Raw genomic sequence first — 9,318 nt, 5'->3', positions numbered from 1 at the left:
CACTAAATTAAAACGTTACTCCTTGTTCCAGGGATCAATAATAAGCGAGGCGATAAATTAATTTAAAAATTACTTTTTAGCTATCTACTAAAAGAAATGCATCGCGCAAAATAATGCCCATACCCGCCCTGAGAATTGTGGTCTTCAGGGCTGGGCAGGAACATCACTTCAATTTTCGAAGAAGCGTACAATATCAGAGAGGTCTTTCAGTGGTGAGAACCGTATGAGGCTGAGTTTTTCTGCCAATCCGTCCGAATACAGCAGCCAACACGGCCTCGATAATTAATACAAAGAAGGTAAACCAGCTGGCTTTAGCTGTTGCTGCGGCGGCTTTTTCAGCAGCTTCACGTGCTTTTTGCTCGGCCTGTTGTTTCAGCTGTTGAAACTGTGCCACAGCCCTTTGGTAGCTCTCAACCGTCTGGTTTACAATCTGTTCAGCCTCCTGGTCACTCTTGCCGGTGCGGGCTTTAATGATGTTCTTGAGCGCCTCACGGTCTGCTGCCTGAAGCGTATCTGAATGACGGTTAATGACCCCGCGGACCCAGTTCACAATATCATTGTCAGCATTTTGCGGGTTTTGTGCCGTCGCTTTCGCCTGATTTTCTGCGCCATTGGCCTCACTACTGACATCCTGCTGGAGCTTATCCGGTTGAAGTTCAGGCTTACCTGTCTGCCGAAGGGTGGTTTGTAATTCATTCTGAAGCTGATCCAGATTAATGTTATTTTCCTGAAGCTTCTCTTTGGCCATGTTTCCTATAGACGGCGCTACGGCCGAAACGCCACTTCCTAACGCACTCGCTCCGGCTCCAAGAATATTAAATGCACCGCCGATGATACCTGTAGCGAGGCTAAACGCGAGCCAAAGGGTTATGAGTGTGCTGACACCAAACATCAGTAAGCCATGCAGGGCCCCTTCACGTTGCGCCAGCCTACCTGCGACGTAACCGCCTGAAATGATGGCCAGCAGCATGCTAATCCCTGTCCATATCAGCGCACCCGTACCAATGTGTTCAAGAGGATTATTTTCCTGTTGAGGATCGATGACGGATGCGCCTATAGCAGTGCCCAGTAAACCTAATAATATATGAACGATAAGCGCAGCGATAACGCCTGCAAATACAGCACTCCATGAAATACGTTTCAGCGGAAGGCCACGATATGAGTCTGTTACGATTGCACCATCATTTACCCAGGGTTCGGCCATGATCTTTCTCCGGTAATTTATGATAATTATCCGACAGCTTTAAACAGATGTTATAGTTCAGCGTAGTCATTAAATAACAAGGCCACCAATTTTATTTTGCGTTGCTTGACTGGGTTAAACGAGGCGAGCATTAATTATCAGCGAGATGAAAAACAGGCAAAAAAAATCCCGCCGAAGCGGGAAGAAGCAGTGCGGGAATTCCTTATCCTTGATTACCCTTACTGTGGGAAATGGAGCACACTTTTCAATATAGCGCCTGAGTATCAACTTTCCATTTTTCTTGTGCGCTTTCCCACTTATCCACATGATGGCCAGATTTAGCAATGAAACCATTTGAGTGACTATTTTGCAGAGGAATTTTTAATCGGCACTTTAGGGCGATTTTACTCACGTTTTAAGCATCTAAATAATATAAAAAACTGCACATTATGACGTGCTAAACATCAGCGCGACCTTTAAATAAACTCGTTCAAACAGAAGGTTATGAAATAGAGCTGTCGCTGTCTCTGCAGCCAGATGTTTTTAACTTTCACAGGTTCATCTGCATCACTGCCACCGCCTGGCTTGTTTTTTACGTCATGGCGACCAAGCTTTATGGGTTAACCGAGCCACAAACGCACAGCGTTTTCAAAGCAAGGAGAGACAGATGGGTAAGAAAATAGCGGTACTGATCACCGATGAATTCGAGGACTCCGAATTCACCTCACCCGCCGATGCTTATACCAAAGCAGGACACGAGGTGGTGACCATTGAGATGCAAGCGGGAAAAACCGTCACAGGTAAGCAGGGTAAAGCAGAAGTCAAAATCGACAGAGATATTGATCACGTCAGTCCGGCAGAGTTCGACGCATTACTTCTGCCAGGCGGCCATTCACCTGACTCCCTGCGGGGTGACGACCGTTTTGTGAATTTCACCAAAGAGTTTGTCGCCAGCGGCAAACCTGTATTCGCCATTTGTCATGGCCCTCAGCTGCTTATCAGTGCCAACGGCGTGCGCGGTCGCAAGATGACCTGCGTAAAAGCGATCGCCATTGATCTGCGTAATGCGGGCGCGGACTTTTATGACAAAGAGGTTGTTGTGGATGATGACAAACTTGTCACCAGCCGAACGCCAGAGGATCTGCCTGCGTTTAACCGTGAAGCGCTGAGAATCCTCAATGCGGCCTGAGTTTTAAGGGTGCTCTGCAGCTTAACAGTCGGCCGCCAGCCATGGTGGCCACTCAACTCTTGAACACAAAATTATGCATCACCATGCAGTGTCTGCCTGACATTCATCTATCAACTGCAGCGAGTTAAAGCGAATCCACGGCAATTCCGCGGTTACACCTGGCCCCTTCCTTTAAAAACTATCCTCACGGATTGCATGACCGAATAAGGAAAAACAATGAGCATAAAAACCAGTGATTTTTTGTCCAGCGCCTGAAGGAATGGGGTGTAAAACGCATTTATGGTTACCCGGGCGATGGGATCAACGGCGTGCTGGGTGCTATCCAGCGTGCGAACGAGAAAGGCGAGGGTATCGAACTTATCCAGGTGCGACATGAAGAGATGGCCGCCTTTATGGCCGCAGGTCACGCAAAGTTTACGGGGGAGCTTGGCGTCTGCCTGTCCACCGGTGGACCGGGTGCTACACATCTCTTGACAGGACTTTATGATGCAAAGATGGACCATGCCCCAGTGCTGGCTATTGCCGGACAGGCTGAAGCGACGGCGCGAGGCGCCAGTTATCAGCAGGAGATGAACCTGGATCGCATTTTTGCGGATGTGGCCAATTTTGTGCAGGAAGCTGCCGCTCCCGCGCAGGTTCGACACCTTGTTGATCGCGGTGTCCGCATCGCCAAAGCGCAAAATGGGGTGGCGGTGCTCATCATTCCGAAAGATATTCAGGATGAGGAATGGCAGTCACCTCCTCATGTTCATGGATTTACCCACTCGGGGAGCGGTTATCAGAAACCTAAAATCGTCCCCTATGAAGACGATCTCGCGCGGGCGGCAGAGGTTCTCAATGCAGGTAAAAAGGTCGCGATACTGATTGGTTCCGGGGCACGAAATGCCGCGGTTGAGGTGGTACAGGCGGCCAATCATTTGGGTGCAGGTGTGGCAAAAGCGTTGCTGGGTAAGGATGTGCTGCCCGATGATGCCCCATTCGTGACGGGTTCAATCGGCTTGCTGGGCACCAAACCCTCCTGGGAGATGATGCAGAACTGCGACACACTGCTCATGATTGGCAGCGGTTTTCCGTGGACAGAATTTATGCCCAAAGAGGGTCAGGCGCGAACCGTACAGATTGATATCGACCCCGCCATGCTGGGTTTGCGCTATCCCTGTGAAGTTAATCTCCATGGTGACGCCGCGGAAACCTTACGCGCACTTTTGCCACTGATTGAGCCAAAAACGGACCGCAGCTGGCAGGAAGACATAGCGGTAAAGGTTCAGGACTGGTGGAAACAAATGGAAGAACGGGCCATGGCGCCTGCCAACCCTGTCAATCCGCAGCGGGTAGTCTGGGAAATGTCCCCCCAGCTACCTGATAATGCCATCGTGACGTCTGATTCGGGTTCCTGCGCCAACTGGTTCGCTCGTGATTATCGCGTGAAGCAGGGCCAGAGAGCCACGCTCTCCGGTGGGCTGGCCTGTATGGGAGCTGCGGTGCCTTTTGCCATCGCAGCAAAGTTTGCCTATCCGGAACGTCCGGTTGTCGCGCTGGTAGGAGACGGTGCCATGCAGATGAATAATATGGCGGAGCTGATCACAATCCAGAAATACTGGCAGCAGTGGCAAGATGGCCGTTTGATTGTCTGCGTTTTTAATAATCAGGATCTCAATCAGGTGACCTGGGAGCAACGCGTCATGGAAGGTAATCCGCGCTTTGAAGCCACGCAACAGTTGCCTGATGTGAAATACGCGGAGTTTGCTGAATCACTGGGGCTGACAGGCATATACATCGATAATCCCGATCAACTTGCCAGCGCATGGCAACGGGCACTCAGTGCAGACCGTCCGGTAGTACTTGAAGTTAAAACTGATCCAGAAGTTGCCCCGCTTCCGCCACACATCACCCTCAAGCAAGCCAAGGCGTTTATGTCATCAATGGCAAAAGGCGATCGTGGTGCGTCTCAGGTCATTAAGGATACGGCGAATCAGTTGTTCACCAGCAAGCGGAAATGAAACTCAGCATGAAATTTGAATAAGGCCAATTTCAGTATTGCGGGGCAGTTTATTTGCCCTGCAATTGCGGATGGAATATACGCTCGCAGCCATGAGCATCATCTGCCTTAGTGCGGTGCCGGTTTCCGTCCCGAAGGTATGGCGGGATACCGTCAGCAGTTTGATGCTTTGCTTCCTTTGATACTGGATGGTCCTCAGGATTGCCGCACCCGTCTGGCTCGCGACAATGTCATTCCTCTATTAGGGTTAGTAGACAGTTAAGCCGCGGAGGAAGACATGAGCAATGCTACCGAAGCAAACGAGCTTGATTTGCTGGATCGCTACTGGCGGGCCGCCAATTATCTTTCCGTCGGTCAGATCTACCTGATGGGCAATCCACTACTACGTGAGCCATTGCTTCCAGAGCACTTTAAACCGCGTCTGCTCGGGCATTGGGGAACGACGCCCGGCCTGAACTTTATCTACGCCCACCTTAACCGCATCATTTGCCAGCGCGAACTGGACCTGCTTTACGTATGTGGTCCCGGGCACGGTGGTCCGGGGATGGTGGCGAACAGCTGGCTTGAGGGCAGCTACAGTGAAATATACCCGCACGTCAGCGAAGACGCTGGGGGCATGCAGCGCCTGTTTAAGCAGTTTTCTTTCCCGGGGGGCATCCCCAGCCATGCTGCACCCGAAACGCCGGGTTCGATTAACGAAGGAGGGGAGCTGGGTTACTCACTGTCACATGCTTTCGGTGCCGCCTTCGACAATCCAGATTTAATTGTCTCCTGCGTCATCGGTGATGGAGAAGCAGAAACCGGTCCGCTGGCAGCAAGCTGGCACGGCATTAAATTCCTCAATGCGAAGCGCGATGGTGCCGTACTGCCCATACTGCATCTCAACGGATATAAGATAGCCAACCCCACGCTGCTCGGTCGCAGCAGTGATGAAGATTTGCATCAGCTGTTCAGTGGTTATGGTTATCAGCCAGTATTTGTCAGCGGGCATGAACCTGCGGATATGCACAGGCAAATGGCCCAAGCGCTGGATACCGTTTTTAATCAGATAGCAGACATCCAGCAGCAGGCCCGCAGCAATACTTCCCCTGATGCAGTGCCGCGATGGCCGATGATCGTTCTGCGCAGCCCTAAGGGCTGGACCGGACCAAAAGAAGTCGATGGAAAGAAAGTCGAAGATTTCTGGCGTGCGCACCAGGTGCCGGTATCCGGCTGTCGGGAGGATGATGGCCACCGACAGATCCTCGAAGCGTGGATGCGCAGCTATCAGCCTCAGGAACTGTTCGACGAGAGTGGCAAACTCAGACCAGAACTACGCGCGCTGGCGCCTGTGGGTGATAAGAGGATGGGCTCGACGCCCTTTGCTAATGGAGGGCGACTACGTCAGGAACTTAACACACCTGACATACAGGACTTTGCGCTCAAGACCGGCAAGCCGGGCAGCACGAGTGGGCAAGCTACGGAGCAGTTTGGCCACTATCTCAGCGAGATTTTTACACGCAACGCCGTTAATTTCCGTCTGTTTGGTCCGGATGAAACCGCTTCAAACCGCCTCTCGCCGGTGTTTGACGTCACTCAGCGCACATGGATGGAACCGGTCAGGGATTACGATGAACAGCTGTCACGTGATGGTCGGGTGATGGAAATCCTCAGTGAACATCAGTGTCAGGGCTGGCTTGAAGGGTACCTGCTCACGGGACGACACGGACTGTTTAACTGTTACGAAGCCTTCATCCATATTGTCGACTCGATGTTCAATCAGCACGCCAAGTGGCTGAAAGTCAGCCGGAAACTGGGATGGCGTAAACCGATATCATCACTGAATTATCTCCTTTCCTCGCATGTCTGGCGGCAGGACCACAATGGTTACAGCCATCAGGATCCGGGATTTATCGATCATGTCGCGAACAAGAAAGCTGACATTGTACGCATATACCTGCCGCCTGATGCCAACACGCTATTGTGGGTTGGTGATCACTGTCTGCGAACCTGGGACAGGATCAATGTCATCGTGGCTGGCAAGCAGCCTTCCCCCCAGTGGCTGGATATGAAGAGTGCTGTTGCGCACTGTGAAGCCGGAATGGGCGAATGGCGCTGGGCAGGCTGTGAGGGCGAACCAGACGTGGTGATGGCCTGTGCAGGCGACGTCCCGACCATGGAGACGATGGCGGCAGTGGACCTACTGAGAGGTTATCTGCCTCAGTTACGCGTGCGGGTAGTGAACGTGGTCGATTTGCTGGCGTTGCAGACACAGGAGCAGCATCCCCATGGCAAATCCGAAGCCGAATTTGATGCGCTTTTCACGGCTGATAAACCGGTGATATTTGCGTTCCACGGCTATCCCAGCCTCATCCATCGGCTGACCTATCAGCGCAATAATCATCGCAATTTCCATGTGCACGGCTTTAACGAAGAGGGCACAACCACCACGCCATTTGATATGACGGTGCTCAACGAGCTCGATCGCTATCATCTGGCGCAGGCCGCCATTCTGCACGTGCCGGGGCTGGCCGAACGCCACCCGGAACTGCTGGATGACCTGCAGGAACGTATTGCTGAACATCATCGCTATGTGCGCGAACACGGCGAGGATGTACCTGAAGTGCGTGAATGGGTCTGGTCAGGTTGACGCGTGCTGCATGAAGCTTTAGCGAAATACCGGATGACTGCGTGGCTGCTTGACTTTGATCTGGGTATATCCGCCTGAAAGCAGACAGGGTATTTCCAGTCCGTGCCCGAAAACGATAAGGATACTGTGTCACAGCACGTTCCCATTCTGATACAAGGCGACTTGGTGGTTATCTATGACGGCGTTTGTAAACTTTGCAACGCCTGGGTCCGTTTTTTACTGTCTCATCGCCTGCCCCCGCACGTAAGATTCGCACCGGTTCAGAGCCACGAGGGGAGAACGCTGCTGGAGCATATCGGTATGTCAGCAGACAGCATCCATACCATTGTACTTTTCGACGGGCAGCGATACTGGGTACGATCTGAGGCTATCTTCCGCATTATGCGCTTTCTGCCCTGGCCCTGGAGAGTTCTGGCTTTAGTGCGTTTTCTGCCCCTGCCGGTCACCGACTCGCTCTATAATTGTGTTGCCCGAAACCGCTATCGCGTATTTGGGCGTTACGATTCCCTGCGCACCCCAGAGTCTGACCGTCCCGACCGCTTTTTAAATCAGTGAATATGTCTGCCGTGTTTCAGGTGGATCCATCCCGTTATCCTTTGAATGAGAATGGATATTGGCAGCAAATCGCCTTGTGAAATCGCCTTGTCGATCATGGCCGATATTGTTCGCCATAAAAATATCCGGGCTGACCCCATGAAGCCAATCGGTCGCTCAGAAGAGGATGCCCATGCTGAGCAAGGCCACGGGAACATGCAGACGGTTCAGCAAAACCGGAGCAGGCCGTGAGCAACTGAACGCAGCACACAAGACCTTGCTATACAGTTAATGCTCCGTCAGGCAGCATCGGGCTGACGGAACAGAGTTCAGATAAACTCGGGAAGCCCTTCCAGCAGCTTATCCAGCGTAACCGGGTAATCCCGGACACGAACACCGGTTGCATTGTAGATGGCGTTGACAATCGCGGCGCTGACGCCACACAGCCCCAGTTCACCCACGCCTTTCGCTTTCATCGGTGAGGACACCGGATCGTCATCATCGAGAAAAATGACCTCCTGCTCCGGGATATCCGCGTGCACCGGAACTTCGTAACCGGCCATATCGTGGTTAACAAAAAACCCCTGCTTCTCATCCACGGCGAGCTCTTCCATCAGCGCAGCACCCAGCCCCATGGTCATGGCACCAATCACCTGACTGCGCGCTGTTTTAGGGTTCAGAATACGCCCGGCCGCACAGGCTGCCAGCATCCGCCTTACGCGCACTTCCCCCGTAAACCTGTCCACGGCCACTTCAACAAAGTGTCCTGCAAAAGTTGACTGCTGGAATTGCTGGTCAAGATCACCGAACTCAATGCTGTCCTCAGCGGTAATCGTGCCGGAGGCTGCTGCCGTGGCCAGCGAAGCGCGGCGGTCGCCCTGTATAACCTGTCCGTCGGCAAACTCTACGTTATCGCCGTCAAACCCCAGCCTTTCAGCAACGTCGGCGCGAAGTTTCACACAGGCAGCATAAACACCGGCCGTTGAGGTGTTGGCACCCCACTGGCCACCCGATCCTGCGGATACCGGAAAGTCAGAGTCCCCCAGCCTGACGGTGACCTGAGCCGGGCTGACCCCCATCATCTCCGCCGCCGTCTGGGCAAGAATGGTGTAGCTGCCGGTACCGATGTCCGTCATGTCGGTTTCAACCGTCACATGCCCGGTTTCATCCAGATGCACGCGCGCGCCGGAGGTCGCCACCATGTTATTACGAAAGCCGGTGGCCATTCCCATGCCTACCAGCCAGCGACCCTCACGCACCTGCGCAGGCTGAGGCGTCCGCTTATGCCACCCAAACCTCTCAGCGCCCGTCTTCAGGCATTCCACCAGCTGACGTCGCGAAAAGAAACGCTCCGGATGAGCCGGGTCAACCTGCGTGTCGTTACGGATGCGAAAGGCGACAGGATCCATTCCCGCTTTTTCCGCCAGTTCATCAATGGCTATCTCGAGCGCCATCAGCCCAGGCGCCTCACCCGGGGCGCGCATCGCATTGCCTTCTGGCAGATCAAGCCGGGCCAGGCGCAGGCCCGTGTGACGGCTGGCACCGGCATACAGCAGTTCTGACTGCTGGACGGCGGTTTCGGGGGTGCCACCGGGAAGATTGCCGGACCAGCTGTTATGAGAAATCGCGGTGATCAGCCCGCTGCTGTCAGCGCCAAGCTGGATATGCTGAACGGTGGCGGGCCGGTGCGTGGTGTTGTTAGGGATGACGGGTCTGGGCAGCATGACCTTTACCGGTCGGGACGTCGCCCGCGCGCCGAGCGCCGCCAGCAACGCGTCACTGCG

The 9,318-nt window shown here is 53.5% G+C and carries 7 protein-coding genes; 4 read left to right on the top strand and 3 right to left on the bottom strand.

The genetic code is table 11. From position 1 onward, the window contains the following. Positions 1-193: 193 nt before the first annotated feature. Positions 194-1,204 (bottom strand): TIGR04086 family membrane protein, encoded by a 1,011-nt coding sequence (locus tag PSSD_RS24680; protein ID WP_058974065.1) that lies wholly within the window; start codon positions 1,202-1,204, stop codon positions 194-196. A 646-nt stretch (positions 1,205-1,850) separates the two neighbouring features. Between PSSD_RS24680 and PSSD_RS24675 the strand changes: the two genes are divergently transcribed. Beyond that, the gene (locus PSSD_RS24675; RefSeq protein WP_058974064.1) at positions 1,851-2,372 is read left to right on the top strand and encodes a type 1 glutamine amidotransferase domain-containing protein; all 522 of its coding nucleotides are present in this window, start codon (positions 1,851-1,853) and stop codon (positions 2,370-2,372) included. A 152-nt stretch (positions 2,373-2,524) separates the two neighbouring features. Here the strand turns inward: PSSD_RS24675 and PSSD_RS28280 are convergent, their stop codons facing one another. Then, complete coding sequence (locus PSSD_RS28280) at positions 2,525-2,746, bottom strand: hypothetical protein (protein ID WP_235589293.1); 222 nt, start codon at positions 2,744-2,746, stop codon at positions 2,525-2,527. Here PSSD_RS28280 and PSSD_RS24670 point away from each other — a divergent pair. The 3 genes from PSSD_RS24670 (at position 2,648) to PSSD_RS26960 (ending at position 7,555) form a co-directional block, all read left to right on the top strand. Next, entirely contained in the window at positions 2,648-4,372 is a 1,725-nt protein-coding gene (locus PSSD_RS24670) for a thiamine pyrophosphate-requiring protein (RefSeq protein WP_235589295.1), read from the top strand. The two genes, PSSD_RS28280 and PSSD_RS24670, sit on opposite strands and share 99 nt — an antisense overlap. A gap of 276 nt (positions 4,373-4,648) precedes the next feature. After that, the gene (locus PSSD_RS24665) at positions 4,649-7,000 is read left to right on the top strand and encodes a phosphoketolase family protein (protein WP_058974062.1); all 2,352 of its coding nucleotides are present in this window, start codon (positions 4,649-4,651) and stop codon (positions 6,998-7,000) included. Between the two features lie 102 nt (positions 7,001-7,102). Next, entirely contained in the window at positions 7,103-7,555 is a 453-nt protein-coding gene (locus PSSD_RS26960; protein WP_369404353.1) for a thiol-disulfide oxidoreductase DCC family protein, read from the top strand. A 308-nt stretch (positions 7,556-7,863) separates the two neighbouring features. On the opposite strand, the gene PSSD_RS24655 is transcribed toward PSSD_RS26960, so the two are convergent. Further along, on the bottom strand, positions 7,864-9,318 hold a 1,455-nt coding region (locus PSSD_RS24655), incomplete at its 5' end, for a xanthine dehydrogenase family protein molybdopterin-binding subunit (RefSeq protein WP_058974060.1).

The sequence above is a fragment of the Type-D symbiont of Plautia stali genome, assembly GCF_001485335.1.
In the GTDB taxonomy this organism is placed as follows: Bacteria; Pseudomonadota; Gammaproteobacteria; order Enterobacterales; family Enterobacteriaceae; genus Pantoea; species Pantoea vagans_C.
Note: the sequence above shows the minus strand (reverse complement) of the source record. Positions and strands in the feature narration are given on the sequence as shown.

Coding starts and splice junctions, on each gene's coding strand:
- PSSD_RS24680 (WP_058974065.1), bottom strand. CDS start 1,204: ATGGCCGAACCCTGGGTAAATGATGGTGCAATCGTAACAGACTCATAT.
- PSSD_RS24675 (WP_058974064.1), top strand. CDS start 1,851: ATGGGTAAGAAAATAGCGGTACTGATCACCGATGAATTCGAGGACTCC.
- PSSD_RS28280 (WP_235589293.1), bottom strand. CDS start 2,746: ATGTCGCACCTGGATAAGTTCGATACCCTCGCCTTTCTCGTTCGCACG.
- PSSD_RS24665 (WP_058974062.1), top strand. CDS start 4,649: ATGAGCAATGCTACCGAAGCAAACGAGCTTGATTTGCTGGATCGCTAC.